Consider the following 24,876-nt stretch of genomic DNA (forward strand, 5'->3'; position numbering starts at 1 on the left):
CGTGATAAACAAACCGAAGGGCCGAAACTCCGGAGCGAGCGGTGCCGCTCGCCGGCGGCGCCCTCGCCGTCGATGACCGGCTTATAGGCCAACCCTCCGAGACCCGTCAACACCGAAAGCGAGAAAAACACGGCCGACGCAAAAATTTCGTCGACGCCAGCTTAGTGGCTGATCAAGCAGGCGTTTCCACTCGGCCGAGGCGCTGAGTCGGAGCTCATGCACTTTGTTTATAAGAGCGCTATGCGGGAGCGCTAGCGCTCTCGAGAGGGCGTCGGTCGGGCGCCGTTCGAGGCTCTGCCATGCTGTCTAACGGGAGGAGGGCACCCGGCTTGAGGGGCGCTGCAACGGGGGCCTCATCGACGCGACGTGCGGCTGACGGCGGATCCATCGTCCATCGACGCGCCGCCGGAATGCGATTAGGACGTCTTGTGGGATGGGCGTTCGGTCCGATCCCCATGTTGTGTCGGTTTCGGGAAGGGGCGCTGCGAGCGTTGCTCCCTTGTGCCGCGGCTCGGAGTGGCGAGTGAGCGAGAACGATCGGCAGCGCATCGACGCGGAAATCGCCACCCCGACCGGCATCAGTCTCGATCCCTTCGCCTCGGCGGTGCGCACGACGCGCATGCCGATGGTCATTACGGATCCGCGTCTGCCCGACAATCCCATCGTCTTCTGCAACGACGCCTTCCTGCGTCTGACGGGATACGAGCGCGAGGAGATCCTCGGGCGCAACTGCCGCTTCCTTCAGGGATCGGCGACGCGCGAGGAGGATGTCCGCCAGGTGACCGAGGCGATCGCCGCGCGTCGGGCGATCGAGATCGATCTCCTCAACTATCGCAAGGACGGCACGACCTTCTGGAACGCGCTTCTGATCTCACCGGTCTTCGATGGCGACGAGCTCATCTACTTCTTCGCGTCGCAGCTCGACGTGACCGATCGCAAGCGCATCGAGGAGCACCGCTTCCTCCTCAATCGCGAACTCGACCACCGGGTGAAGAACACCCTCGCGACCGTTCAAAGCGTCGTCATCCAGACCCTGCGCGACGCGTCCGTGCCCCAGGCGGTCGCCGAGGCTGTGGCCGGGCGCATCCAAGCGCTGGCGCGCAGCCACGACGTATTGACCGCGGAGGCCTGGGCCAGCGCCGATCTGGGCGACGTGATGCGGGGCGCGCTCGAATCCCTGCGGGCGCGTCATGGCAATCGGATCGACATGGACGGGGAGCCGGTCCGGTTGAAGCCGCGCATCGCGACCATGCTGTCGCTGGCGGTTCACGAACTCGCCGAGAACGCCCAGCGCTACGGCAGCCTGTCGACGCCTGCCGGGCGGATCGAGGTGCGCTGGAGCGTTCGGGACGGGCGGCTCCGCCTCGAATGGCGCGAGGAAGGCGGACCGAGCGTCGAGCCGCCGGAGAAGCGCGGCTACGGCACCCGCGTCGTCGAGCGTGTTTTGTCGGCCGAGTTCGGCGGGGAAGCGTCGATCGATTTCCGGCGCGAGGGCATCGTCTTCCGCCTCGACGCGCCGACGGACGGACTGGGCGACGAGGCGACGCGCTGGCGGGCACCCTGACGCGGACTTGAGCCGGGCGCCGTCGGAGCGCAGACTTTCCGCCCTAACGGGCGGAGGGAGGAGACCGACCATGCCGACGCACGCTCCCCGGACGGAACTCGCCACCCACACGGTGTTCAACCAGCCGGATGAGTTGGGCGCGCGGAACCTCTTCTCGACCGACGTGCCGCTGAGCGAGGCGGCGTTGCGCGAGGGCGGCGCGGATCTGGCGCCGCGCTTGGCGAGCTTGGGCGAGGCCGCGGGATCGGAGCGCGTCCTCGACCTCGGGGCCGACGCCAATCGGGACGCGCCCGAGCTCGCGACGTTCGATCGCTTCGGGCGGCGGATCGACGAGGTGCGCTTCCATCCGGCCTATCACGCGCTGATGGGGCTCGCGATGGATCACGGCATCCACGACGTCGCCTGGGAGCCCGGCCGCCGGCGAGGCGGGCACGTCGCCCATGCCGCGATGCTCGCAACCTTCTCCAAGGCCGAGGCGGGCACGATGTGCCCGATCAACATGACCTATGCAAGCGTGGCCGCGCTGCGCGCCGAGGCGGACGCGACCGCGCCCTGGCTGACCGGCATCGTCGGCGGGCGCTACGACCCGGCGCTTCGGCCGATCGCCGAAAAGCGCGGCCTGACGCTCGGCATGGCGATGACGGAAAAGCAGGGCGGAAGCGACGTGCGTGCCAACGAGACGCGCGCCTTTCCCCTGGAGGGCGGCGGCTCGCGCGCCTTCCGCCTCGTCGGGCACAAGTGGTTCTGCTCGGCGCCGATGTCGGACGGCTTCCTGACGCTGGCCCAGGCGGAGGGCGGCCTGACATGCTTTCTCGTCCCGCGCATCGCGCCGGACGGAACGCGCAACGCGATCCACCTGATGCGCCTGAAGGACAAGCTCGGCAACCGTTCCAACGCCTCGGCCGAGATCGAGTACCACGACGCCTATGCCGAACGGCTCGGCGAGGAGGGGCGGGGCGTGCGGACCATCATCGACATGGTTCATCACACCCGCCTCGGCACGATCGCGGCGACGCTCGGGCTGATGGGCATGGCGCTGGCGCAGGCGGTCCATCACGCGCGGGGCCGGCGTGCCTTCGGCGCGCTCCTGGTCGATCAGCCGGTGATGCGCGGCGTGCTCGCGGACCTCGCGGTGGAATACGAGGCGGCCTGCGTCCTCGTGATGCGGGTGGCGCGAGCCTTCGACGGCGCAGACGAGGCGGAGCGGGCTTTCGCGCGGCTCGGCGTCGCTCTCGCCAAGTTCTGGCTGACCAAGCGCTGCCCGGCCTTCGTCGCCGAATGCATGGAGTGCCTGGGCGGCGCCGGCTACGTCGAGGAAAACGTCCTGCCGCGGCTCTACCGCGAGGCGCCGCTCAACGCGATCTGGGAGGGGTCGGGAAACGTGATCGCGCTCGACATCCTGCGCACCCTCTCGCGCGAGCCGGCCGCGCGGTCGGCCTTCGTCGCCGAACTTGCGGGCGCGCGGGGCGCCGATGCCGGGCTCGACGCGGCAGCCGACGCGCTGATCCGGAGCCTTTCCGCCGATCCGCCGGGAGAGCGAAACGCCCGCTTCGTGGCCGAGCGCATGGCGCTGCTTCTCCAGGGCGCACTTCTTCTGCGACACGCGCCTTCGGCGGTCGCGGGAGCCTTCGTCGCGAGCCGCCTTCGCGGGGACAGCGGACGGCTCTTCGGCAGCTTCGCCGGCGCCGTCGACGTCGACGGCGTGCTGTCGCGTCAGATGACGTCGGTCTGACGCCAGCCTTCCGCTCGCCATCCACGTAAAACTCGGCAGCGTCGGGGATTGTCTGGCGCACGACGTGCGTCATTATCGGTCTCCTCGAATGTGGAGACGAAGATGTCGTCGGTTCACGTGATCCTCACCCTGTGCGGCGAGGCGGCGCTCCTTCTCTGGGGTATCCAGATGATCGGCAGCGCCGTCCAGCGCGGCTTCGGCGGGGGACTGCGCACCCTTCTCGTTGTCGGCTTGAAAGGGAGGTTCCGCGCCTTCCTGGCCGGCCTCTCGGTGACGGCGTTGCTTCAAAGCAGCACGGCGACGGCCATGCTGGCGACGTCGTTTGCCGCGGGCGGTGCGGTCGACCTGACGGCGGCGCTGGCGGTCATGCTCGGCGCCAACGTCGGTACGACGCTGATCGTCCAAGCCGTGTCCTTCGACATCTCGGCCGTCTACCCCGCTCTGATCCTCGCCGGCGTGGTGCTGCATCGCCGCGGCCGGCGCGCGGCGACGCGGGACGGCGGGACGGCGCTGGTGGGCCTCGGACTCGTCCTCCTGTCGCTTCACCTGCTGGTCGCGACGCTGAAACCGCTCGAGGCTTCGCAGGGGCTGCGCGAGATCCTTCACCTCCTCACCGGCGACGCGTTCCTGTGCCTGGTGCTCGCGGCCCTGCTCAGCTGGGCCGCGCATTCGAGCGTGGCGGCGATGCTGTTCGTGATGTCGCTGGCGGAGGCCGGCGTGATCTCGCCGGCCGCCTCGATCGCCATGGTCCTGGGCGCCAACCTCGGCAGCGCGCTGAACCCGCTCGCGGGCGCGCTCGGCGGCAGCCCGGCGCGCCTGCGCGTTCCCGTCGCGAACCTGGCCAATCGCGCGGTCGGCTGCGCGCTCGTTCTTCCTTTCGTCGCCCCGATCGCGGCCCTCCTCGCGCCGGCCGGCACCTCGCCCGCGCTTGCTGCCGCGAACTTCCACCTTTTGTTCAACCTCGCTGCCGCCGCGCTGTCGATCGGCACCCTGCCGCTCCAGGCGGCGGCGCTGCGCAAACTCTTTCCCGATCAGCCTCGAACCGCCGATCCCGGCGCGCCTCTGCACCTCGACGAGGCGGATCTCGCGACGCCGACCGTCGCGCTCGCCAATGCCGCGCGCGAGGTGCTGCGCATGGCGGAGGCTGTGGAGTCGATGCTGCGCGGCTCGCGGGACGCGTTTCGCCGCGGCGACGCCGAGGCGATCGCCGCGATCCGCCGACAGGACGACGTCGTCGACAAGCTGTTCCGGGCGATCCAGCGCTATCTCGGCGCGATCCGCCAGGAGGGCCTCGGCGAGACGGAGGGGCGTCGGCTGGCGGACACCTTGTCGCTCGCCATCAACCTGGAGCACGTCGGGGATATCGTCGACCGGAACCTCATGGACCTCGCGGTGCGGCGCTTGAAGCACGGCCTCACCTTCGCGCCAGAAGAGCGCGCCGCCCTCGACGACATGCACGAGCGCCTGCTCGATCACCTGCGTCTGGCGCTCGCGGTGTTCATGTCGGGCGACATGGCGGCGGCGCGGCGGCTGGTGGCGGAAAAGGAGAAGTTCCGGGAGCTGGAGCGTGCCGCGACGGAGCGCCACGTCGTGCGCATGCGCGCCGGACGGCAGGAGTCGCTGGACGCGAGCGCCCTGCAGCTCGACGTCACTCGCGACCTCAAGCGGATCGAGGCGCATATCGCAGCGACCGCCTACGCGCTCCTGGAGCGCCAGGGCGGGCTTCGGGCGACGCGCCTCGCTTCGTGAGCTGATTCCACGCACGCGGCGCACGCGCGATGGGCCGGGGAGGCAGGTAAGCCACTCAAGTGATTGGTCGGGGATGCGCCAATTTCCCTGTTGTGCAGGGACTATGATCCGTCACATGAATGTCAGGCAGCCTGGATAAGCCGCCAAGGTCACGATGGCTGCCCGTAACGGAGGAGTTTCCATGATTCGCACCCTGCTGATGTCGGCCGGCGTTCTCGCCGCGTCCGTCGCCTTCGCCGCCCCGGCGCTCGCCCAGACCGAGCTGCAGTGGTGGCATGCCATGACCGGCGCCAACAACGACGTGGTCGAGCGGCTGGCCAAGGAGTTCAACGAGAAGCAGAGCGAGTACAAGATCGTCCCCGTCTTCAAGGGCACCTATCCCGAGACGCTGAACGCCGGCATCGCCGCCTTCCGCGCGCGCCAGCCGCCGGCGATCATCCAGGTCTTCGACGTCGGCACGGGCGTGATGATGCAGGCGGAAGGCGCGGTAAAGCCCGTCGCCGAGGTGCTGGAGGCCGGGGGCTACATCTTCGACCGCTCGCAGTACCTCCCGGGCATCGTCAGCTACTATTCCAAGCCCGACGGCACGATGCTGTCCTTCCCCTACAACTCCTCCTCGCCGATCCTCTACTACAACAAGGACGTGTTCCAGAAGGCCGGGCTCGACGTCGACAACCCGCCGAAGACTTGGGCTGCGGTGTTCGAGGCCGCGCGCAAGATCAAGGATTCGGGCGCGGCGCCCTGCGGCTACACCTCGACCTGGCTGACCTGGATCCACACCGAGAACTTCGCGGCCTGGAACAACGTGCCCTATTCGACGGGCGAGAACGGCCTGGCCGGCGGCGAGGTCGAATTGAAGATCAACGCGCCGATCTACGTCCAGCACTTCCAGGCGATCGCCGACCTCGCCAAGGACGGCGTGTTCCGCTACGGCGGCCGCACCTCGGAGGCCAAGCAGCTCTTCCTGTCGGGCGAGTGCGGCATCTTGACCGAGTCCTCCGGCGGTCTCGGCGACGTCGTGAAGTCGGGCATGAACTACGGCATCGGCCAGCTGCCCTACGACGAGACGGCCGAAGGTGCGCCCCAGAACACGATCCCGGGCGGCGCCAGCCTCTGGGTCTTCGGCGGCAAGTCCGACGAGGAGTACAAGGGCGTCGCCGAGTTCTTCAACTACCTGTCGCAGACGCCCGTCCAGGCGCGCCTCCACCAGGAGTCCGGCTACCTGCCGGTGACCATGGCGGCCTACGAGGAAACCAAGAAGTCCGGCTTCTACGACAAGAACCCGGGCCGCGAGACGCCGATCCTCCAGATGATGGGCAAGGCGCCGACCGAGAACTCGAAGGGCGTTCGCCTGCCGAACCTGCCGCAGGTCCGGGACCTGGAGAACGAGCAGTACGAGGCGATGCTGGCCGGGCAGAAGACCGCTCAGCAGGCGCTCGACGCCGCCGTCGAGGCCGGCAACGCGGCCATCGTCGAAGCGCAGTAAGGCGCATCTCCGCATCCGGCGCCGGGCAGGGGGCACTCCCCGCCCGGCGCCTTCTTTCTCGGCCGCCGGGGTCGCGTCCCGGTCGTTAAGCGTCAGGTGCCCGTGCCAAAAGCCGCCTTTCCGAACAAGATCCTGCCCTACCTGCTGCTTGCGCCCCAGGTGCTCGTCACCCTCGTCTTCTTCTATTGGCCGGCGAGCCAGGCGCTCTACCAGTCGGTTTTGAAGGAGGACGCCTTCGGGCTGAAGACGGAGTTCGTCGGGCTCTCGAACTTCTCGGCGATCCTGTCGAACCCGAACTATCTGAGCTCGCTCCAGACGACGCTGATCTTCAGCGTCTCGACCGCGCTCCTCGCCATGGCTCCGGCGCTTCTCCTGGCGACGGCCGCCGAAAAGGTCGTGCGCGGCAAGGGCTTCTACCGCACGCTGATGATCTGGCCCTATGCGGTGGCGCCCGCCGTCGCGGGCCTTCTCTGGCTCTTCATGTTCAACCCGACCATGGGCACCTTCGCCTATATGCTGCGGGCGTACGGCGTCGCGTGGGACCCGCTCCTGAAGGGCGATCAGGCGATGCTCCTCGTCGTGGTCGCGGCGGCCTGGAAGCAGATCAGCTACAACTTCCTGTTCTTCGTGGCGGCGCTCCAGTCGATCCCCCGCTCGCTGGTCGAGGCCGCGGCCATCGACGGGGCCGGCTCCACCAAGCGCTTCTGGACCATCGTCTTCCCGCTGATCGCGCCGACGAGCTTCTTTCTCCTCGTCGTCAACACGGTCTACGCCTTCTTCGACACCTTCGGCATCATCGACGCGGTGACGGCCGGCGGGCCGGCGCGGGCGACCGAGACGCTGGTCTACAAGGTCTACATCGACGGCTTCGTGAACCTCGACCTCGGCGGTTCGGCGGCGCAGTCGGTGATCCTGATGGCGATCGTCATCGCGCTGACGGCCATCCAGTTCCGGTACGTCGAGCGGAAGGTGCACTACGCATGATCGAGCGCGACCGCGGCGGGCGGATTTTCGCCCACCTCCTGCTGATCCTCGGCGTCCTGATCGTCGCCTTTCCGATCTACTACACCTTCATCGCCTCGACGCAGACGATCCAGACCATCCTGCGCCCGCCGCTGCCGCTCACCCCCGGCGGCGAGTTCGCCGAGAACTACGGCCAGGCGCTGTTCGGCGGCGTCGGGCGGATCGGCGGCGTGGACGTCGGCACGCTCCTCTTCAACACCAGCGTGATGGCGCTCGGCATCGCGCTCGGCAAGATCGCGATCTCGCTGCTCTCGGCCTTCGCGATCGTGTTCTTCCGCTTTCCGTTCCGGATGTTCTTCTTCTGGATGATCTTCGTGACGCTGATGCTCCCCGTCGAGGTGCGCATCCTGCCGACCTACAAGGTGATGGTCGACCTCGGCCTCATCGACACCTATGCCGGGCTGATCCTGCCGCTCGTCGCCTCGGCGACCGCGACGCTCCTGTTCCGGCAGTTCTTCATGACGATCCCGCCCGAGCTGGTGGAGGCCGCCCGCATCGACGGGGCCGGCCCGATGAAGTTCTTCCGCGACATTCTCATCCCCTTGTCGCGCACCAACATCGCCGCGCTCTTCGTCATCCTCTTCATCTATGGCTGGACGCAATATCTCTGGCCGCTGCTCGTCACCAACGACAACCGCATGAACACGATCGTCATCGCGCTGAAGAAGATGGTCTCCTTCGCCGATGCCGACACGCCCTGGAACCTCGTGATGGTGACGGCGATCCTCGCCATCGTGCCGCCGGTCCTCGTGGTCGTCCTCATGCAGCGCTGGTTCGTGCGCGGCCTCGTGGAATCGGAGAAGTAAGAGTGGCCGCAATCGAGCTCAGCGAAGTCCGCAAGGTTTATGCCGGCGGCGTCGAGGCGGTGAAAGGCGTGTCGCTGACGATCCCCGACGGTGCCTTCTGCGTCCTAGTCGGCCCGTCCGGCTGCGGCAAGTCCACGCTTCTGCGCATGGTGGCGGGCTTGGAAAGCATCTCCGGCGGCACGGTGCGGATCGGCGGCCGGGTCGTCAACGACCTGGAGCCGGCGAGCCGCGACATCGCCATGGTCTTCCAGAACTACGCGCTCTACCCGCACATGACGGTCCGCCAGAACCTCGAATACGGCTTGAAGAACCGCAGGACGCCGAAGGAGGAGATCGCCCGCCGCGTCGAGGAGGCCGCGCGCATCCTCGAGATCGGCCAGTATCTGGACCGTCGGCCGGGCCAGCTTTCGGGCGGCCAGCGCCAGCGCGTGGCGATGGGCCGCGCGATCGTGCGTGAGCCCGCGGCCTTCCTGTTCGACGAGCCGCTGTCGAACCTCGACGCGAAGCTGCGCGTGACCATGCGCGCCGAGATCCGGCGGCTGCAGCGCCGCTTGAAGACGACGAGCCTCTACGTCACGCACGACCAGCTGGAGGCGATGACGCTGGCCGACCAGCTCGTGGTGCTGAACGCCGGCCGGATCGAGCAGGCGGGCTCGCCGATGGCGATCTACGAGAAGCCGGCGAGCCTTTTCGTCGCGACCTTCATCGGCTCTCCGGCGATGAACCTCGTGCCGCTCGACGGGCCCGGCGCCTCGCCGCTCGCGACCCTCGCCGGGCCGGGCAAGGCGAAGCAGACGCTCGGCATCCGCCCGGAGCACATGCGCCTGCTCGAAGGGGGCGCCGGCGTGCGGGCCGACGAGATCGTGCTCGACCTTTCCGTGTCGGGCGTCGAGGTGGTCGGTGCGGAGAGCTACGTGACGGGGCGCCTCGCGAACAGCGGGCCGGAGATCGCCGTGCGCGTGCCCGGCTACAGCCATCTGGAGCCGGGCGCGTCCGTCAAGGCCGCGGCGCCGCTCGGCGCCTTCCACCGCTTCGACGCCGAGAGCGGGCGGCGCCTCGAACTCGCCTGATCGGCGCGGCGAGGGCGCTCAGCCCTCGCCGACGGCCGCGCGGATGCGCTCGCGCGTCAGCGGCAGGTCGCGGATGCGCTGGCCCGTCGCCGCGGTGATCGCGTTGGCGAGCGCCGCCCCGCCGGGACCCTGACTGCACTCCCCGGCGCCCAGGAACGGCTCGCCGGGCCTCGGGATGATCTCGACGTCGATCGCTTCCGGCAACGCGTCGAAGCGCAGGATCGGATAGGTCGACCAGTCGACCGAGGTCACCCGCGTCGGGTCGAAGGTCACGGCCTCGTAGAGCGTCCAGCTCGCCGACTGCAGGATGCCGCCCTGGACCTGGTTGGCGATGCCGTCGGGGTTCACGACCTCGCCGGCATCCACCGCCGTCGATGCGCGCACCATGCGCACTCGCCCGCTCGACGGCTCGACCTCCACCTCCATCGCCACGGCGCAGTAGGCTGCGAGGTTCTTGTAGCGCGCGAAGGCGAAGCCGACGCCGTGATGGGCGGGAAGGCTCATCTTCGGCCGCCAGCCGAACCGTCGTGCCGCAAGATTGACGACGTCGCGGGCGCGCGGGTCCTGCAGGTGGCGAAGACGGTACTCGACCGGGTCGGCGTCCGCCGCTGCGGCGAGCTCGTCCATGAAGCACTCGATCGAGACGACGTTCATGTAGGCGCCGAGCCCGCGCAACGCGGACACGCGCAGCGGCATGTCGGGCAGGAAGTGCCAGGTCACGTCGCGGCTCGGAAAGGCGTAGAGCGGGTTGGAGTTGCGGTCGCCGTTGCCCTCCTTGGTGATCTGCACCTTGGCGGGCTTGGGCGGAAACGGCGCGGCCAGGTGCTGGGCGGCGAGGAGCGCGGGCGCCCCGCCGGGGCGCGAATTGTGCGTGTTGCTCCAGACGCCGTAGGTCCATTCGGTGACGTTCCCGTCCGCGTCGACGCCGGCGCGAACCTCCGTCACCATGCCCGGCGAAAACGGCTCCCAGGCATGCTCCTGCTCGCGCATCCATTGGACGCGCACGGGCCGGCCGGGCAGCGCCTGCGCGAGAAGCGCCGCGTCCGCCGCGACGTCGTCGGCGGCGTTGTGGCCGTAGCAGCCGGAGCCCTCCTGATGGACGCAACGCACCTCTTCGGGAGGCACGCGCAGCATCTCGGCGATGGCCTGGCGCAGGGGATAAACGCCCTGGCTGTGCGTCCAGACCGTGGTCGTGCCGTTTTCTAGGAGGCCGATCGCGCACGACGGCCCGATCGAGGCGTGGAGCTGGTAGGGGCGGGTGAAGCGCGCCTCGATGGTCTTCACCGAGCCGGGCGCGGGCGTGCCTTCGCGCACCACCTCCGCGTCCTCGCGCGGCATCGCCATGAGGACGGCGGGGAGGTTCGTCGCGTCGGGCAGCGTTTGCCGCTCCTCCCAGCGCGCGGCCGCCGAGAGCGCCCACATAGCCTTGATCGCCTGCCATTCCTTCTCGGCGACGAGGCCGAGGAAGGATCCGTCGCGCACCACCTTCAGGACGCCCGGCATCGCCTCGACGCCGACCGTGTCGACGGAAACGAGGCGGGCGCCCGGGCTCGGCGGCCGCACGATGCGGCCGTGGACCATGCCCTCGGGCCGCATGTCCTGGACGTAGGCCTCGCCGCCCGTCACTTTGCGCGGGATGTCGATGCGGGGACGCGGGCGGCCCATCTCGCGAAAGCTGTTCGGGTCCTTGAGGCGCGAATTGGGTTGCGCGCGGACCTCGATCAGCTCGGCGGAGACGAGCTCGCCATAGGTCGCGCGCCGCCCGTCGGGCGCGATCACGGCGCCGGCCTCGGCGCGCAGGTTCTCCACCGGCAAGGTCCAGCGACGCGCGGCCTCGCCGATCAGGATGTCGCGCACCTGCGCCGCCGCGTTGCGGATGGCGGTGCCGCTGTCCTGGACGGAATGGCTGCCGGCGGTGAAGCCCTCGTTCGGGCTCGCGCTGGTGTCGGGGCCGACGAGGCTCAGCGCCTCGAAGGGCGCCTCCAGCTCCTCGGCCGCGACCTGGAGGAGGGCGGTGCGGATGCCCTGGCCGAGCTCGGCCTTGCCGGTGAAGACGGTGACGCGGCCGTCGGGCGCGATGCGGATCCAGGAGTCGAGGTCGGGATTGGTTTTGAGGCTGCCGGGAAGATCGGGCGCAGGTTCGGGCACCGCCTGGAAGTTCTGCGTCTCGTCGCCGGGCGCGGTCGGCGCCTGCGCGAAGCCACGGGCCGAGAAGGACAGGACGAGGGCGCCGGTGCCGAGCAACACGGAGCGGCGGGACAGGAGAAGGGGCGAATCGTGGCGCATCGTGTCATCCCGCCCGCTGCGGCGCGTCGGCGGCAGCCGCGCGGCCGTTGGTCTGCATGAGTTCCCCGGCGCGACGGATCGCCGCCATGATGCGCATGTGCGTGCCGCATCGGCACAGGTTCGGCTCCATGTGGGTGCGGATCTCGCCGTCCGTGGCCGCCGGATTACGCTGCAGGAGCGCCTGCGCCCGCATCATCATGCCGGGGATGCAGTAGCCGCACTGGGCGGCCTGCTCCTCGATGAAGGCCTGCTGCATCGGGCCGGGCTGCTCGATCGTGCCGAGCCCCTCGACGGTCGTCACCTCCTTGCCGTCCAGGAGCAGGAGCGGCGTCACGCAGGACAGCACCGCTTCGCCGCCGACCATCACGGTGCAGGCACCGCACTGGCCGAGGCCGCAGCCGTACTTGGCGGCATGGAGGTGTAGCTCGTCGCGCAGCACGTAGAGGAGCGGCGTGTCGGGCTCGGCCTCGATCTCGTGCCGGGTCCCGTTGACGGTGAGCGCTACCATGTCGTCTCCTGCTTCGACGGGTTGGCGGGCGCGGCCGAGCCGCTGTCCAGGGCATAGACGCCCGCCTCGACCCCGGCTTCGCGCAGCCGCGCGACGAGGGGCGCCGGGTCCTCCCAGGGCGGCTCGTCGCTGAAGGTCGAGCGGAGATAGGCGAGGAGGTCGACGATCTGCCCGTCGTCCAGCGAGCCCGCGAAGCCCGGCATGATCGGCCCGCGCTCGCCCTCCGGCGCGGGCAGGCCGTTGAGGATGACGTTGATGGGGTTGGCCGGCGTCGGCCCGTACATCGCCGTCGAATGGTCGAGCCTGAGGCCGCCATAGGGCAGCGGCCGTCCCGCATCGTGGCAGGAGGAGCAGGCGACCGCGTAGATCGCCGCGCCGCGCTGCGCGTTCGCGGGCAGGACCGGCGCCGTCTGGCTGCCGGCGCTCTGCACCTGGACGCCGGGCGGGTGGGTCGTCTCGGCGGCCAGCAGCGCGTCGGCACGCCGCTTCTTCTCAGGGGTCGGCTCGCCCATGACGGACGCGACATAGGTCGCCATCGCCCGCGCCTCGGTTTCCGGCAGGGCGCCGAGGTTCTGCGTCACCGGCGCCATCGGTCCGCGGGCGACGCCGTGGCGCGGCTCCCAGCCGGTGTGGAGATACTGGGTGAGGCTGTCGACGTCCCAGGGGATGGGCGCGGGGGAGTCCGCGTTCAGCGCGTAGGCGGTCCACCCCTCGGACTCCCCGCCGGCATAATGCGCGTCGGTGCGGACCGCGCCGAATGCGTTGCGCGGACTGTGGCAGGCGCCGCAATGGCCGAGGCCCTCGGCGAGATAGGCGCCGCGGTTCCAGGTCTGGCTCTGCGCCGTATCCGGCTGGTAGGCGCCCTCGCGGAAGAACAGGAGCTTCCAGCCGGCCAGAACCATGCGCTGGTCGAGCGGAAAGGGCAGCTCGTTCGCCGGCGTCTCGGCCCGCACCGGCTCGCGCGTCATCAGGTAGGCGTAGAGCGCGCGGTTGTCGTCGTCGGTGACGCGGGTGAAATGGTCGTAGGGAAAGGCGGGGTAGAGGTGATTGCCCTCGCGGTCGACGCCCTCGCGCATCGATCGGATGAAGGCCTCCTCGCTCCAGCGGCCGATGCCGGTCTCGGGGTCCGGGGTGATGTTGGTCGAGTAGATCGTGCCAAAGGGCGTCGGCAGCGCCAGGCCGCCGGCGAAGACCTTGCCGCCCGGCGCCGTGTGGCAGACGTTGCAGTTGCCGACCGCCGCGAGGTCGGCGCCGTGCTTCACCAGCGCGGGGTCGAAGGCAGTCCGCTGCGGCGGGTCGATCGGGTCGATCGCGTGTTCCCAGGCATAGGCGACGAAGCCGCCGAGGCCGCCGAGGCCCAGGGCGACGACGATGATGAGAAACCGCGCGATCCGCATCCTGTCTCCGCTCTCCCGGACAGGGACTGCCCGGCACCGGGAGCTAGCGGAGGCGCGGCGGAACCCAAGCGATCAAACGATCGAATTGTTTGTCTGACTTGTTTTTACCCGCCGCCGATCAGGATGCCGGAGGCCAGCACCAGCGCGCCGCCGACGATGACCTGCACGGTCGCCCGGCCGATCGGCGTTTCCATGAAGCGGTTTTGGATCCAGACGATGGCGACGAGTTCGAGAACGACGACGGCGAATGCGATGAGCGTCGCGGTCCAGAAGTCCGGGATGAGGTAAGGCAGCGCGTGGCCGAGGCCGCCGACCGTGGTCATGATGCCGGAAGCGAAGCCCCGCTTCACCGGCGAGCCGCGGCCCGACAGGACGCCGTCGTCGTGCGCGGCCTCGGTGAAGCCCATCGAGATGCCCGCGCCGACCGCCGCGGCGAGGCCGACGAGCAGCGTCGTATGCGGGTCGCGCGTCGCAAACGCCGTGGCGAAGATCGGCGCGAGCGTCGAGACCGAGCCGTCCATCAGGCCGGCGAGGCCCGGCTGGATCAGCGTCAGGATGAGCTGGCGCCGCGCCGTCTTGTCCTCCTCGCCGCGGGCGTCGGGCGTCAGCAGCGTTTCCTCCAGGACGTCGGCCTTGCCCTTGTGACCGCGCTCGGCCTCGGCGAGGTCGCCAAGGAGGCGGCGGGTCGAGGCGTCGCTCGTGCGCTGCGCGGCCGCCTCGTAGAAGCGGGCGGCGGCGTCCTCCATCCGGTCGGCCTCGGCGCGGATGTCGTCCAGCGGCAGGTTGGCGAGAAGCCAGGTCGGCCGGCGCGCGACGTAGTCGGCGACGTGCTCGCGCCGGATCAGGGGGATCGTCGGACCGAAGCGACGCTCGTGCTCGGCGATGAGCGCGCGGCGGTGACCGTCCTCCTCGCGGCTCATCTCGCGAAACACCGCCGCGGTGGCGGGGAAGTCCGCCTCCAGCCGCTCGGCATAGCCGGCATAGATGCGCGCATCGTCCTCTTCGGCGGAGATGGCGAGCGCCAGGATCTCGCGCTCCGACAGGTCGGAGAAGCGCTTGCGCCCTTGGGCGAACCTTAGCATGGTATGCTCTTTAGAATAATTCCAAACTATGACTCAGATAGCACCGCGCCCGCGCCGCGACAACGGTGCCGCCGGCAGCCGTCAGCCGTCAGCCGTCAGCCGCCGAGAAAGCCCTTGAAGCGGAGCCAGAGATAGATCGAGGCGGCCGAGCCCGCGACGGCGAGCCCGGCGAAGAGCGTGCCGTGGTCGGAATGGCTCCACAGCATATTGCCCGTGTTCATCCCGAAGAAGCCGGTGACGAGCGTCGCCGGCAGGAGGAGCGCCGACAGGATCGACAGGACGTAGAGGTTCCGGTTCGTGCGCTGCGTCATCTGGAGGTCGATCTCCTCGCGCAGCAGCCGAATGTCGGCCTGCGCCGCCGCGACGTCGCCGTGCAGCGCGGCGACGCGCTGGTTCAGCTTCTCGACGCTCGGCAGAAGCGCTTCGGGCAGGTCCTCGTCCTCTTCGAGGCGCTGGAGCACGGCGCGGATGCCGGAGAGCTGGCGGTTCAGCCGCACGGCCTCGCGGCGGAGCGAGGAAAGCTCCTGCGGATCGGGCTCCCAGCCGTCGTTGAGGAGCCGGTCCTCGCTCGCCTGGACGGAGCGGGCGAGCGTCGTCGCGCGGCGCGCGGCGACCTGTATGATCGCCGACACCACGAGATCGAAGGACTGGGCCGGCGTGACCGGGCAGACGCCGGCCTCGACCTTGCGCCGGACGACGTCGGCAGCCGCCAGCGGGTGATGGCGGGCGCTGAGCATCGCCTCGGGTCCCAGCGCGATATGGAGCGCGCCGGTGCGGGTCGTTTCCTCCGAGCCGAAGTCGACCTCGAAGTCGTGAAGGACGCAGGCGACGAAGCCGTTCTCGACGAGAGCCCGCTGGTGCGTCTCGGGCGAGAGCAGGAGCTCGCGCACGCCGTCCGGCAGCGCGGCCTGTTCCTCGATCCAGCGCCGGCTCGCCTGGTTGGCGCTGTTGATGTGCAGCCAGCGGAAGCGCCCGTCCCGTGCCGCATCGGTCGGCGGCACGACGAGGTCGTCCGGCGCGGTCGGCCACACCCGACCCTCGCCGAAGTCGAAGCCCCAGACGAGTCCTGCCTGCAGCGCCGGCCTCTCGGGCGAGCCGGCGCGGTGCGGCGGGCTTTCGGTCAGGGCGGAACGGGGCATGGAACTCGCGCGTGGAGGAACGACGGGCCGGCGAAGCGCATCCTGTGCCGAGCCTTCGCCGATGGAAAGCGCCCGCGCGCGGGCCCTCAGTAGCGGTTGGGGACGATGATCTCCGGCGGCACGGGGTGGCGCACGTAGTCGGCGTGGCGCTCGCGCGGCGGCAGCGTGACGGAGGGCTTCACCACCTCGCCGTAGGGCACCTGTTCCAGGAGGTGGCGGATGCAGTTGAGCCGGGCGCGCTTCTTGTCCACGGCCTCGACCACCCACCAGGGCGCCTCGGGAATGTGGGTCCGCTCCAGCATCACCTCCTTGGCGCGGGTGTAGTCCTCCCAGCGCCGCCGGCTCTCGACGTCCATGGGCGAGAGCTTCCACTGCTTGAGGGGATCGTGGATCCGCATCTGGAAGCGGAATTCCTGCTCCTCGTCGGTGATCGAGAACCAGTACTTCAACAGGATGATCCCCGAGCGCACCAGCATGCGCTCGAAGTCCGGAACGGAGCGGAAGAACTCCTCGACCTCCGCCTCCGTGCAGAAGCCCATGACGCGTTCGACGCCGGCGCGATTGTACCAGGAGCGGTCGAACAGAACCATCTCGCCGCCCGCCGGCAGGTGCGGCACGTAGCGCTGGAAGTACCATTGCGAGCGCTCGCGCTCGGACGGCGCGGGGAGCGCCACGACGCGGCAGACGCGCGGATTGAGACGCTGGGTGATGCGCTTGATGGCGCCGCCCTTGCCGGCGGAATCGCGGCCTTCAAAGAGCACCACGACCTTCAGCTTGTGCGCCTGGACCCAGTCCTGCAGCTTCACCAGCTCGCGCTGCAGGCGGAACAGCTCCTTGAAGTAGATGCGCCGGTCGAGCGTGCGGCCGATCGGCGCGCCGCTCGAACCCTCGTCCAGCTGGTCGAGCCGGTCCTCGTCGGCGGCGATCTCGAACTCCTCGTCGAAGCTGTCGGCCAGCTCGTCGCGGATCCGGTCATAGTCCGCGAAGGCCGAGGAAAGCGTGTCCGTGTCCATGTCTGCCGATCCCCTTGCCGCGACATCGAATCGCGCGGGAACCTGCGTCGGATTTGTATCGGGCGTGTGACAGCCGGCGCTCAGAGCTTGCGGCTGAGAAAGGGGGAGCCGGACAGGCCGAAGCGCCAGGGCTGCTCGACCGCGCGGGTGATCCCGATCCGCGGCCCCGTCGCGACCTCCATCGCGTCCAGGGCCGCGAAGAGCTCGAAGGGCGGCGCGTCGAGCGGCAGGCCGTCCTGCTCGATCGTGACGCCGAGCGCCTGGGCGAGCCGGCCCGGTCCGCTGCACAGGAGCCGGGCGCTCTCCAGACCGCGCCGCTCGCGCATCCGCTCCAGGCCGTGCCGCGGCTCGATCGCGCGGATCAGAACCGCGCTGCCGGCCTCGCCTTGGCCGCAGACGAGGTTGAGGCACCAGTGGATGCCGTAGGAGCGGTAGACGTAGGCGCGGCCGGGCGGGCCGAACATGGAGGCGTTGCGCGGGGTCTGGCCGCGATAGCTGTGCGAGGCCGGATCGTCGGGCGTGTAGGCCTCCGTCTCGACGATCGGCCCGCCGACACCGTCGACGAGCAGCGTGACCCCGATCAGAGCGCCCGCCAGCGTCACCGCGTCGCGCTCGAAGAAATGCACGTCGAGCCGGCGCGGCGCGATCTCAGTCATGCGCGGCCGGCCGAATGGCGGGCGGCAGGACCTCGATCAGGAAGACGGCGGCCCCGTTTTCGCCGCGCCGCATCTCCGCGAGGCGATGGCCGGTCTGGTTGACGAGGTGGGGGATGTCGAGGGCGGCGAGCGGGTCCGTCGAGATCACGGCGAGCCTCGTACCGGGCGCGAGACCGCGCAGCGCCTTCTCCGTCCGCAGGGCCGGCAGCGGGCACTTGAGGCCGGACAGGTCGAGCGTGCGATCGGGCGTGAAGGCGTCCATCGAAGGGGATGTAGAAGGGCACGGCAGGGCGCGCAACGGGCTGCCGCGCGTCAGACCCGCACCTGCGCCCGGTAGTCGAAGGTCAGCCACTCCCGCAGCTTGGTCCAGCGGCGGCGGTTCGCATGGTTGCGGACGGCGATCGAGAGGGCTTTCTTCTGGCCGACGATGACGACGATGCGCTTGCCCCGCGTCACTGCCGTGTAGAGGAGGTTGCGCGCCAGCATCGTGTAGTGCTGCGTGGCGCAGGTGACGACGACGGCCGGGTATTCCGAGCCCTGGCTCTTGTGGATGGTGGTGGCGTAGGCCGGCACGAGGGCGTCGAGTTCGCCGAAGGCATATTCGACCTCGCGGCCGTCGAAGTTCGCCATCAGGAGGCCGTCCTCCAGATCGATGCCGGTCACCGTGCCGAGGTCGCCGTTATAGACCTGCCGGTCGTAGTCGTTCTCGGTCTGCATGACCTTGTCGCCCGGCTGGAAGACTGAGCCGAACTTCTCGATCTTGACCGTCTGGTCCCCGTTCAAGGCCCGCTGGAGGTCGGCGTTGAGCGCGCGGGCGCCGAGCGCGCCGCGTTGCATGGGGCAGAGCACCTGGATGTCGCGCACGGGATCGAGGCCGAAGCGGCGGGGCAGGCGGCGGGCGACGATCTCGGCGACCTTGGCGGCCCCGTCCTCCGGGGTCTCGCATTCGACGAAGAAGAAATCGGAGTCCTCGCCGCGTCTGGCCAGATCCGGCATCTCGCCGCGGTTGATGCGGTGGGCGTTGACGACGATGCGGCTTTCCTGCGCCTGCCGGAAGACCTCCGTCAGGCGCGCGACGGGCACGGCGCCCGAGGCGATGATGTCGGAAAGGACCTGACCGGGGCCGACGGAGGGCAGCTGGTCGACGTCGCCGACGAGAAGGAGGCCGGAGCGGGACGGCAGCGCCCGCGTCACCGCGTTCATCAGCGCGGCGTCCACCATGCTCGCCTCGTCGAGGACGAGAAGGTCGCAGTCGAGCGGGCTCTCGGCGCTGCGCTTGAAGCCGCCGTTAGCCGGGTCGATTTCCAGGAGGCGGTGGATGGTCTTGGCCTCCAGCCCGGTCTGCTCGCTCATCCGCTTGGCCGCGCGGCCGGTCGGGGCCGTCAGCAGCAGCTTGACGCCCTTCGCGGCCAAAATGCGCAGGATCGTGTCGAGGAGCGTCGTCTTGCCGACGCCCGGGCCACCGGTGATCACCGCGACCTTGGCGTCGAGGACGTCCGCGACGGCGCGGCGCTGCGAGGGCGACAGCACCTTGGCCGTCTTGGTCTCCACCCAGGCGATCGCCTTATCGACCTCGATCGCCGGCCAGGGACGCTCGCCTCTGGCCAGCGCCAGCAGCCGCTCGGCGACCGACCGCTCGGCGATGTGGAGGCTCTTCAGGAACAGGCAATCGCGCCCCTCGATCGTGTCGCCGACGACGACGCCGGCCTTCAGCTCCTCCTCCATGGCGCGCCGGACCGGCGGCTCCGGCACCTCGAGGAGGTCGACGGCGAGCTTCAGCAGCTCCTCGACCGGCAGGCCGCAATGGCCCTCGTCGGTCGCGCGCTGGAGCGCGAAGGAAATGCCGGCACGCAGACGCTGCGGCGCCTCGCGGCCGAGCCCGAGGCGCATGGCGATGGCGTCGGCCGTCTTGAAGCCGATGCCGCGGATGTCGCGGGCGAGGCGGTAGGGATCCTCCGTCATGACCTGGATCGACTCGTGGCCGTAGGTCTTGAAGATGCGCACGGCGCGCGAGGTGGAGACGCCGTTGCCGTGCAGGAACACCATGATGTCGCGCACGGCCTTCTGCTCGGCCCAGCCGGCGGCGATGCGCTCGGCCCGGAGCAGGCCGATGCCCGGCACCTCCTTCAGCCGGTCCGGGTTCGCCTCGATGACTTCGAACGTGTCGAGGCCGAAAAGGTTGATGATGCGTTTTGCCAGCGTCGGCCCGACGCCGCGCACCATGCCGGAGCCGAGATAACGCGCCATGCCCTCCGCCGTCGTCGGCGGCGTGGTGGAAAGGACGTCGGCCTTGAACTGGAGGCCGTGCTGGCGGTCGGTGATCCAGATGCCGGCGGCCTGGACGAACTCGCCGGCCGAGATCGTCGGCGCGTGGCCGACGACGGTGACGAGGTCGCGCCGGCCGCGCGCCTTCACCTTCAGGACGGCGAAGCCGCTCTCCGCATTGTGGAAGGTGACGCGCTCGATGCCGCCGACCAGCATCTCGCAGCCCGCATCGGGCGCACGAAGGAAGGTGGCGGGGGCTTCGGAAAAGCCGTTCGGCATCGCGTTCAATCGAGAAGGGCGCTCCGACGCCGGCGCACCCGCGTTTCCGGCAGGATCGGCCCGTCCACCTCGACGGACACGAAGCCCTCGACGGCGAGGGCCAGGACGGCGGCGACGCCGTCGCGCGAATTCTGCACCACCGAGGCGCATTCCACCAGCGTCGAGGTGCCCGTCTCGTCGAGATGGTGCAGGATGCGCACCCGGTCGCCCGCCGAGACCGGCACGCGGCACTGCATGACGAGCTTCACCGTTGTGTGCCGCGGCTCGGCCTGCAGCGTCGCGGCCGTCTCGATCAGGAAGCGTCGCCCGTCCTCGGCATAGAGCGGCTCGCCGAGAAGAACGGCGCGGTAGGGATGGCGGGGCAGGTCGGCGTCCGTGACGACCTCGACGAGCATCGGCTCGCCCTCGCGCACCACCTCGAAGTCGGCGACGTGCTCCACGTCGCCGAAGAAGGCCGGCTCGGCCGGGCGCACGGATTCGACCAGCGGGTCGAGCCGGCAGATCTCCAGGAAGTCGGTGACGAGGCTGGCGCGGCTCGGCGGCGCCGACGGCGCGGGCTTCGCCCGCTGCCCCCGGCGGGGCTTCTGCGGAGCCGCGGCGATGCGGGCGCGGACCTTTGCGAGGGCGTGTTCGGGCAGGGGATCGGCGGACATGGAACGGCAACCTCGATCGGCGCGGCGCTTCTTCGGAGGCCGCTCGTCTCGACATGGGATTCACGCGTCCGATCAACGAGATGGAGGACTTGCAATTTCCCGAGGATGTGAACAAATAAGGAACAAATGGCGCGCCGTCAAACCGGACGGAACGGGACGAACCCCGATCCTGTCCCGCCGCGCCCCAGCCGGAGCCTCCCCATGAGCAGCACCAGCAGCACCGCCGACAAGCAGATCTCCGACACCCTCGCCAAGTACGGCGAGCCCTTCGCCGGCAATGTCTGGCGCGTGCAGGGCAATGCCGTGATCTACCACAAGGCCCTGGAGCGCATCGCCGCCCAGGCCGACATCCGCTACGACAAGCCGACGATCCTGCGCGCCGAGCGCGACGAGGCGGTGATCCTCGTCTCCGGCACCATGGGCGAGCGCTCGGAATGGTCGATCGGCGAGGCCCTGGTCGACGTGAACTACCGCGTCTCCGGCCGTCAGGCGGCCTATGTCTACGCCATGGCCGAAAAGCGGGCGAAGGACCGCGTGATCCTCAAGCTCATCAACCTCCACGGCCTCGTCTACTCCGAGGAGGAGGCGGACGAGTTCAAGGAGAACCGCCCGTCAGCCGTCGCGGCCCGCGCCGCCAATGCGCCGAAGCTGCGCTCGGCGCCCATCGCGGCCGAAGGCGAGACGGAGAACGAGGGCGGCGTTGCCCTGAAGAGCAAGATCGACGCGGCCAAGACGATCAACGCCGTGACCGACCTGATGCTCGATGCCGAAACGCAGAAGGCGCTGGGCGAACTGCCGCAGGGCCTGCGCGACGAGGTGCGCGACCATGCCAAGGCGCGGCTCGTGGCGCTCGGCTGGCCGACGAAGAAGGCGGCCTGAGCCTTCCACCCTCGAGCTCCTCAAAAAGCCCCGGACGGATCGCCGTCCGGGGCTTTCGCGTTTCAGGCGCCGTGACGCTCGACCGCTTCGGCGAGAAGGGAGCGCAGGAGCGCCTGGAGCGGCTTCGGCGTCTTCTCCTCGGCAAAGCGCGCTTCCATCGCTTCGCGCAGGTAGGCCGCATCGTCGGTGCGGCCGAGATCGGCGGGCGCCTCGGCTTCGAGGAGAGACACGAAGGTGCTCTCCAGCCGCTCCGCCGCCGCGTTCCGGGCGGGACGCACCAGCCGCCCCGTGAGATCGAAGGCGTCGCGCGCGTGCGGCAGTGGAACCGGACGGAGCGCGAGGTCGGCACCGAGGATCCAGGCGCACGGTTCGTGCCCGGCAAGGTCCGTCGATTGCCGGGTGATGTTGCCGGGATTGCACCACAGGGTCTCGCCGGCCCGGATCGGCGGCTTCGAGGCGTGGACGTGGCCGTTGACGACGAGGTCGCAGGCGTCGATCGGGAAGGGCGCGATGGCGCCGGGATAGGATGCGCCGAAGGCGATGTCGTAGTGCGTCAGCCAGACCGACGCCTCGGCGCCGGGAACGTGTCCCGCGATGCTCGTGGGGATCGGCTGACCGTAGGGCGTCATGCCGAGGCCGATCCGGCGACCGTCGATCCGGAACTGCGCGACCGGGCCGGACTGCGCGACGACGTCGAGGACGTCGGCCAGCGCGAAGGTCGCGAGCGTGTCGCCGTCCGACAGCGCGGCATTGGCGATGTCGTGATTGCCGACATTGGCGAGGGGACGGCGGCGGAAGCGCTTGAGCAGCCGGACGAGGCGGGCCTTGAGCCGCTCGTCCGGCTCGACCGGCGCGTCGAAGAGGTCGCCGAGGAACACAGCCTGGAGGTCGCCGGCATTGGCGATCTCCACGCAGGCATCGAGCTTGGCGAGGATCGGCGCCGGCCAGTCGGTCTCGACGCGGCGTCCCGGCCGGCGCGAGCCGACATGCGGATCGCCGATGATGAGCAGCCCGCCGCAATCGACGGGCTCCGGCGTGACAAGGGGGGCGGTCAGGATCATGGACCTCGTCTCCCGGTTCAGGCGGCGTGAGCGTGGCGGGCACTGCTGTCCAGCGGCGCGCCGCAGGTCGGGCAGGCGCCGCCGAGCTCGTTCGTCACGCGCTCGATCTCGCCGGCCGTCTCCGCGATCGATTGAGACGCCGCGGCGAAACGCCCGCGCGCGGCGGCGAGCGCGTCCATTGTGGCGGCGAGCCGCGCTGCCGTCGCGCTCCGCTCGCGGCTCGCGGCCATGCCGACCGCCAGCCCTGCGAGGTCGGCGCCGGAGGGCAGGGCGTCGAGACATGCGGCTCGGGCGCGGATCGTCACGATGCGGCGGCGCGCCTCGACGATCGTTTCGCGCGCGCTCGCCATCGCCTCGCGTCGCCCGCGGCCGACATCGATCTCGGCGAGCCGCCGAGCCGCCGCCTCGATCTCGACACTGACTGCCTCCAGCCCGGCGAAGCGGGCGAGTGCGGCGCGCGTCTCCGTCAGGTCCCGTTCGCCGTTGCGCACGAGCGCCGCGTCGCGCGTCGAGCGCTCGCGATGGATCGCCTGCATGTCGGCGATGAAGGCCGCCTCGCGCCCGATCGCGAGGACGGCCGAGCGGCGCGCGGGCGTCTCGCCGAGAAGGAAGACCGGGAACTTCTGGTGCGCGACATGGACGTCGAGCTCGCCGACGCGGGCGATGCCGAAGACCTCGCCGACCCAGTCGGGCACAGCGCGCCCGCCTGTCTCGCAGCGCAGGCCGTTCTCCTCGACGACGGAGCCGTCCGCCTCGTGCAGCGACCAGAGGTTCACCGGGCTGCGCCGCGGCCGGCGCACGAAGCGGAGGGTTCGGCCGTGCTGGGCGCCGATCTCGATCGTGCCGCTGGATGCCCCGGCCCGCACCAGACTGTCGCGCGCTTCGCCGTAGAACACGGCGCGAAGGGCCCGGATGAAGGTCGACTTGCCGCGATTGTTCGGCCCCGTCAGGGCGTTGACGCCGGGCGAGAGCCGCAGCGTCGCGTCCTGTGCCCCCTGGATGTCGCGCAGGCGCACGAAGCGCAGGCCCGGCGCCGCGTCGCTCCAGGCCTCGTCCATGTCCGGCGAGGCGATCGCGATGCCTGTCACCGGTTCGCCGACGAGGCGGCTGACGGCGATGCCGCTCTCGAAGCGCGCCACGTCGTGATGCGAGACGGTGAGGCACTGGATGCCGAGCCGCTCGGCGCCTTGCTCGATTACGCGGTAGAAGGCGGGAATGCGATCCGGCGCGATCCAGCAGTCGGCCTCGTCGAGCGCGAGGAAGCGGCCCGCCCCGGCCTTCACCACCGCGATCAGCCGCAGCGCGACGCCGACGACGTTGGTCAGCGCCCCGCCATTGTCCTCCAGGATGTCCTCGCGCGAGCCGTCCGGGCGCTTGAGGCCGATGTCGAGGGCCGGCAGCCCGCGCTCCGTCGAGAGCTCCAGCGAGACGGGCTTCTCGCCCGGCAGGACTTCGGACACGAAGGCGGACAACAGCGTCTCGAAGCTCTCGACCGTGCGGCGGTTCGCTTCGGTCTGCAGCGCGTCCAGGAAGCCCTCCGCCTCGTCCTTAAGGAGGAGCCGGCCCTTGGCCGAGCCGACCTCGCGCTCGAGCGCTTCGGCGCGCGCCCGGAAGGCGTCACGCCGCCCCTGTGCGCGGGCGAGGCCATGGCGCAGGCCGTCGAGCCGGCGCGCGAGGTCGGCCTCCCGGCTCATTCGCCGCTCGCCGCGGCGAGCCGCGTTTCGATATCGGCCAGGAGCGCCTCGAGGTTCTCCATCGCGGCGTGATCGCGCTTCTGGTCCGCTTCGATCATGACGCCGATCGCGTCGGGATCATCGGTGCCGAAGATCTCGCGCGCCGCTGCGCGGGCGGCGGTCTCGTCGCGCGCCAGCCGCTCCACCTCGCTCTCGGCCCGGATGCGCTCGGCCGTCAGCGCTTCGAGGCGCGGCCGCAACGTTTCGAGGCGACGAAGCGGCTCCGACGAAGTCGGGAGCGAAGACGCGATCTTTGGTCTTGCCGGGGCTACCATGACAGTCTCCGAAGCTGGAATCTCGACGCTGGAACAACCACATGAGGCAGGCTGCGCCGCGCTTCGCGATCGAGCCGCGCTGCGTCGGATCTCAAGCGGATGTGAATCGATATAGGATTATTATCCTAAGTCTTGCTTGACGGCGAATCACCCTCCTATATGGTGATGTTCATACTTTGTTCTAGTCGGCAAGCGCTCGTCGGAGCGACCGGCGAGGAGG

21 protein-coding genes are annotated in these 24,876 nt (G+C 69.9%); 8 read left to right on the top strand and 13 right to left on the bottom strand.

What is annotated here, in order from left to right; all coding sequences use genetic code 11:
• The first annotated feature begins 523 nt into the window (after nucleotides 1-523).
• From FZN60_RS29230 to FZN60_RS16675, 7 genes are all read left to right on the top strand, one after another.
• Complete coding sequence (locus FZN60_RS29230) at nucleotides 524-1,564, top strand: HWE histidine kinase domain-containing protein (RefSeq protein WP_158874629.1); 1,041 nt, start codon at nucleotides 524-526, stop codon at nucleotides 1,562-1,564.
• Nucleotides 1,565-1,634: 70 nt separating this feature from the next.
• Entirely contained in the window at nucleotides 1,635-3,296 is a 1,662-nt protein-coding gene (locus FZN60_RS16650) for an acyl-CoA dehydrogenase family protein (protein ID WP_158874630.1), read from the top strand.
• 102 nt (nucleotides 3,297-3,398) lie between these two features.
• Entirely contained in the window at nucleotides 3,399-5,045 is a 1,647-nt protein-coding gene (locus FZN60_RS16655) for a Na/Pi cotransporter family protein (protein ID WP_158874631.1), read from the top strand.
• 199 nt (nucleotides 5,046-5,244) lie between these two features.
• Nucleotides 5,245-6,531 (top strand): sn-glycerol-3-phosphate ABC transporter substrate-binding protein UgpB, encoded by a 1,287-nt coding sequence (gene ugpB, locus FZN60_RS16660; RefSeq protein ID WP_158874765.1) that lies wholly within the window; start codon nucleotides 5,245-5,247, stop codon nucleotides 6,529-6,531.
• A 102-nt stretch (nucleotides 6,532-6,633) separates the two neighbouring features.
• On the top strand, nucleotides 6,634-7,515 hold the full coding sequence (gene ugpA / locus FZN60_RS16665; protein WP_158874766.1) for a sn-glycerol-3-phosphate ABC transporter permease UgpA: 882 nt from the start codon (nucleotides 6,634-6,636) through the stop codon (nucleotides 7,513-7,515).
• Nucleotides 7,512-8,360, top strand: coding sequence for a sn-glycerol-3-phosphate ABC transporter permease UgpE (ugpE, locus tag FZN60_RS16670; RefSeq protein WP_158874632.1), 849 nt, complete (start codon nucleotides 7,512-7,514; stop codon nucleotides 8,358-8,360). Before ugpA ends, ugpE begins: the two co-directional genes overlap by 4 nt.
• A 2-nt stretch (nucleotides 8,361-8,362) precedes the next feature.
• Nucleotides 8,363-9,430, top strand: a complete 1,068-nt coding sequence (locus FZN60_RS16675; protein WP_158874633.1) for a sn-glycerol-3-phosphate import ATP-binding protein UgpC — start codon at nucleotides 8,363-8,365, stop codon at nucleotides 9,428-9,430.
• Between the two features lie 18 nt (nucleotides 9,431-9,448).
• Here FZN60_RS16675 and FZN60_RS16680 read toward each other — a convergent pair whose 3' ends face one another.
• The 10 genes from FZN60_RS16680 to FZN60_RS16725 all read right to left on the bottom strand — a co-directional run bounded on the left by FZN60_RS16680 (nucleotide 9,449) and on the right by FZN60_RS16725 (nucleotide 20,708).
• Nucleotides 9,449-11,716 carry a xanthine dehydrogenase family protein molybdopterin-binding subunit gene (locus FZN60_RS16680; RefSeq protein ID WP_158874634.1) on the bottom strand — a complete coding sequence of 756 codons (2,268 nt, stop codon included), beginning with the start codon at nucleotides 11,714-11,716 and terminating at the stop codon, nucleotides 9,449-9,451.
• A 4-nt stretch (nucleotides 11,717-11,720) separates the two neighbouring features.
• Nucleotides 11,721-12,224 carry a (2Fe-2S)-binding protein gene (locus FZN60_RS16685; RefSeq protein WP_158874635.1) on the bottom strand — a complete coding sequence of 168 codons (504 nt, stop codon included), beginning with the start codon at nucleotides 12,222-12,224 and terminating at the stop codon, nucleotides 11,721-11,723.
• Nucleotides 12,218-13,621 carry a c-type cytochrome gene (locus FZN60_RS16690; protein ID WP_158874636.1) on the bottom strand — a complete coding sequence of 468 codons (1,404 nt, stop codon included), beginning with the start codon at nucleotides 13,619-13,621 and terminating at the stop codon, nucleotides 12,218-12,220. The genes FZN60_RS16685 and FZN60_RS16690 overlap by 7 nt, the downstream gene beginning before the upstream one ends.
• A gap of 104 nt (nucleotides 13,622-13,725) precedes the next feature.
• Nucleotides 13,726-14,703 carry an iron exporter MbfA gene (gene mbfA / locus FZN60_RS16695; RefSeq protein ID WP_158874637.1) on the bottom strand — a complete coding sequence of 326 codons (978 nt, stop codon included), beginning with the start codon at nucleotides 14,701-14,703 and terminating at the stop codon, nucleotides 13,726-13,728.
• Nucleotides 14,704-14,798: 95 nt separating this feature from the next.
• Nucleotides 14,799-15,842: a CorA family divalent cation transporter gene (locus FZN60_RS16700; RefSeq protein WP_158874638.1), complete on the bottom strand. Its 1,044-nt coding sequence runs from the start codon at nucleotides 15,840-15,842 to the stop codon at nucleotides 14,799-14,801.
• An 86-nt stretch (nucleotides 15,843-15,928) separates the two neighbouring features.
• On the bottom strand, nucleotides 15,929-16,855 hold the full coding sequence (gene ppk2 / locus FZN60_RS16705; RefSeq protein ID WP_158874639.1) for a polyphosphate kinase 2: 927 nt from the start codon (nucleotides 16,853-16,855) through the stop codon (nucleotides 15,929-15,931).
• Between the two features lie 80 nt (nucleotides 16,856-16,935).
• Nucleotides 16,936-17,511, bottom strand: a complete 576-nt coding sequence (locus tag FZN60_RS16710) for a DNA-3-methyladenine glycosylase (protein WP_158874640.1) — start codon at nucleotides 17,509-17,511, stop codon at nucleotides 16,936-16,938.
• Nucleotides 17,504-17,773 (bottom strand): sulfurtransferase TusA family protein, encoded by a 270-nt coding sequence (locus FZN60_RS16715; protein ID WP_158874641.1) that lies wholly within the window; start codon nucleotides 17,771-17,773, stop codon nucleotides 17,504-17,506. The genes FZN60_RS16710 and FZN60_RS16715 overlap by 8 nt, the downstream gene beginning before the upstream one ends.
• Nucleotides 17,774-17,823: 50 nt before the next feature.
• A complete protein-coding gene (recD2, locus tag FZN60_RS16720; RefSeq protein WP_158874767.1) occupies nucleotides 17,824-20,055 on the bottom strand; it encodes an SF1B family DNA helicase RecD2 in 2,232 nt (743 codons plus the stop codon).
• A gap of 5 nt (nucleotides 20,056-20,060) precedes the next feature.
• The gene (locus FZN60_RS16725; protein WP_246726878.1) at nucleotides 20,061-20,708 is read right to left on the bottom strand and encodes a hypothetical protein; all 648 of its coding nucleotides are present in this window, start codon (nucleotides 20,706-20,708) and stop codon (nucleotides 20,061-20,063) included.
• A gap of 201 nt (nucleotides 20,709-20,909) precedes the next feature.
• Here FZN60_RS16725 and FZN60_RS16730 point away from each other — a divergent pair, with 201 nt between their 5' ends.
• Complete coding sequence (locus FZN60_RS16730) at nucleotides 20,910-21,587, top strand: trna delta -isopentenylpyrophosphate transferase (protein ID WP_158874642.1); 678 nt, start codon at nucleotides 20,910-20,912, stop codon at nucleotides 21,585-21,587.
• Nucleotides 21,588-21,649: 62 nt separating this feature from the next.
• Here the strand turns inward: FZN60_RS16730 and FZN60_RS16735 are convergent, their stop codons facing one another.
• From FZN60_RS16735 to FZN60_RS16745, 3 genes are read right to left on the bottom strand one after another with little or no spacing between them, the layout of a single operon-like run.
• A complete protein-coding gene (locus FZN60_RS16735) occupies nucleotides 21,650-22,648 on the bottom strand; it encodes a metallophosphoesterase family protein (protein ID WP_158874643.1) in 999 nt (332 codons plus the stop codon).
• Between the two features lie 17 nt (nucleotides 22,649-22,665).
• The gene (locus FZN60_RS16740) at nucleotides 22,666-24,342 is read right to left on the bottom strand and encodes an AAA family ATPase (protein WP_158874644.1); all 1,677 of its coding nucleotides are present in this window, start codon (nucleotides 24,340-24,342) and stop codon (nucleotides 22,666-22,668) included.
• Entirely contained in the window at nucleotides 24,339-24,581 is a 243-nt protein-coding gene (locus tag FZN60_RS16745) for a hypothetical protein (protein ID WP_158874645.1), read from the bottom strand. Before FZN60_RS16745 ends, FZN60_RS16740 begins: the two co-directional genes overlap by 4 nt.
• Between the last annotated feature and the right edge of the window lie 295 nt (nucleotides 24,582-24,876).

It is taken from the genome of Antarcticirhabdus aurantiaca, assembly GCF_009765365.1.
In the GTDB taxonomy this organism is placed as follows: Bacteria; Pseudomonadota; Alphaproteobacteria; order Rhizobiales; family Rhizobiaceae; genus Antarcticirhabdus; species Antarcticirhabdus aurantiaca.

Coding starts and splice junctions, on each gene's coding strand:
- FZN60_RS16650 (WP_158874630.1), top strand. CDS start 1,635: ATGCCGACGCACGCTCCCCGGACGGAACTCGCCACCCACACGGTGTTC.
- FZN60_RS16655 (WP_158874631.1), top strand. CDS start 3,399: ATGTCGTCGGTTCACGTGATCCTCACCCTGTGCGGCGAGGCGGCGCTC.
- ugpB (WP_158874765.1), top strand. CDS start 5,245: ATGTCGGCCGGCGTTCTCGCCGCGTCCGTCGCCTTCGCCGCCCCGGCG.
- ugpE (WP_158874632.1), top strand. CDS start 7,512: ATGATCGAGCGCGACCGCGGCGGGCGGATTTTCGCCCACCTCCTGCTG.
- FZN60_RS16680 (WP_158874634.1), bottom strand. CDS start 11,716: ATGCGCCACGATTCGCCCCTTCTCCTGTCCCGCCGCTCCGTGTTGCTC.
- FZN60_RS16685 (WP_158874635.1), bottom strand. CDS start 12,224: ATGGTAGCGCTCACCGTCAACGGGACCCGGCACGAGATCGAGGCCGAG.
- FZN60_RS16690 (WP_158874636.1), bottom strand. CDS start 13,621: ATGCGGATCGCGCGGTTTCTCATCATCGTCGTCGCCCTGGGCCTCGGC.
- mbfA (WP_158874637.1), bottom strand. CDS start 14,703: ATGCTAAGGTTCGCCCAAGGGCGCAAGCGCTTCTCCGACCTGTCGGAG.
- FZN60_RS16700 (WP_158874638.1), bottom strand. CDS start 15,842: ATGCCCCGTTCCGCCCTGACCGAAAGCCCGCCGCACCGCGCCGGCTCG.
- ppk2 (WP_158874639.1), bottom strand. CDS start 16,855: ATGGACACGGACACGCTTTCCTCGGCCTTCGCGGACTATGACCGGATC.
- FZN60_RS16710 (WP_158874640.1), bottom strand. CDS start 17,511: ATGACTGAGATCGCGCCGCGCCGGCTCGACGTGCATTTCTTCGAGCGC.
- FZN60_RS16715 (WP_158874641.1), bottom strand. CDS start 17,773: ATGGACGCCTTCACGCCCGATCGCACGCTCGACCTGTCCGGCCTCAAG.
- recD2 (WP_158874767.1), bottom strand. CDS start 20,055: ATGCCGAACGGCTTTTCCGAAGCCCCCGCCACCTTCCTTCGTGCGCCC.
- FZN60_RS16725 (WP_246726878.1), bottom strand. CDS start 20,708: ATGTCCGCCGATCCCCTGCCCGAACACGCCCTCGCAAAGGTCCGCGCC.
- FZN60_RS16730 (WP_158874642.1), top strand. CDS start 20,910: ATGAGCAGCACCAGCAGCACCGCCGACAAGCAGATCTCCGACACCCTC.
- FZN60_RS16735 (WP_158874643.1), bottom strand. CDS start 22,648: ATGATCCTGACCGCCCCCCTTGTCACGCCGGAGCCCGTCGATTGCGGC.
- FZN60_RS16740 (WP_158874644.1), bottom strand. CDS start 24,342: ATGAGCCGGGAGGCCGACCTCGCGCGCCGGCTCGACGGCCTGCGCCAT.